The 1,410-nt window shown below is 40.1% G+C and carries 1 pseudogene; it reads right to left on the bottom strand.

The window, feature by feature from the left end:
• Positions 1-1,410 (bottom strand): annotated as a pseudogene (locus tag ACWIX0_RS13575) (TonB-dependent receptor); the annotation flags it as partial.

Genomic DNA, 1,410 nt, shown 5'->3' with positions numbered 1-1,410 from the left:
AAAAAGATTGCGACCGTAGTAGCGATTTGCCCCGAATGTTAGTTGCGTGCTAAATTTTTGGCTACTATAAGGCAAAATATAATTTAGCGAAAATCTAGGCGATAGCGTAGTTTTTGCCATATAAGTATCATAATCCACCCTTGCTCCAAGTCGCAAATTTATCTCGCCAAGTCTAATAAAATACGAATTGAAATCTAGCTTCATATCATTTTCTACAAACGCGCTTGCATTCACATTATCTAGTGTGATATTTCCCGCTTTGTAAAAACTTAGCGCGTGGGTGTATTGCCCATTATTATTAGCCCAATCCCCAATACTATAATAAACTTTGCCATTTGAGCAAGCTATATCATCGTCTCTACATACTTCGTTAGCTTTTAGGGGAGAGATTCTATCTGTGCGTGTCCCACCAAAAAGCATATCCTCCATTCGCTCATAATAAGCATTTACATAGCCTATCTCTGCTCCTGCGTTAAATTTGCTTTGGGCGACTCCAAAATGCAATGGCTTAAAATCCTGCGTGGCTTTTAGATTGAAATTGATTTGCTTAGTATCGACATTGCCATAGCCTCCCTCACTTACCGTGCCACTCTCTAAATTATTAGTCCAATTTTTATCCACACTTGCCCTCCACCCTATGCTATTGCTAGCAGAATTTACCCTCGAATTATCCATATAGTGAAAATTGCTTTGTGCGAGAAAAAATCCAAGATTATTATCCCACGAAGCTTTAAGTCCCGCTTGATGCCCACCTGTAAGCATATCAAAGCTAGAATTTTTAGTATTTCTAATAAAATAATTGCTAAAAGAGGGGGCATAGGCATAGCTTGCCTCTAGTCGCAAAGTCTCGCTCACATCATAATGCCCTTTTATGAAAAAATTATAATTTTGGCGTTTTTGAGTTTTGCGCTTTTCATCTAGTGTGGCGGCTAAGTAGGTGCTAGAGCCAGAATTTAGCGGGATAAAACTCTGTGTGGTAGTAAAGCTAGCGATGATTCCAGCTTTTTTGTGAAATCTAGATTCTACGCTTGCGCGAATAGAATGTTTGATGAACTCAGGTTGATTCCCCGCCGAACTAGAGTTTAAAAAATTTTCATAATTTGCCTCTGTGGGTGCGTATAAATGATAGTTTGTAAGGCTAAATGCCCTTAAGTTGGCATTGCCTTGTGAGATTTGGTAGCTGATATTTCCTCCGTATTTTTTGGTAGCTTTTTTGGTATTTGCCTCCACCACTCCACCTGTAAATCCACCATACGCCGCACTTACATTGCTATCTTGCACGGTGATAGATTCTAGTAGGCTTGTATCGATATTTAGCCCTTGAGAGCGTCCGGGAAGCGCGGTAGTGGCTACGGGATTGTAGTTGTCATAGCTTCCTGCAGCGGGGTTTAAGTCGTTGTTCATATTAAA

This window comes from Helicobacter sp. T3_23-1059 (assembly GCF_053654515.1).
This window is presented reverse-complemented; position numbering and strand designations above follow the sequence as displayed.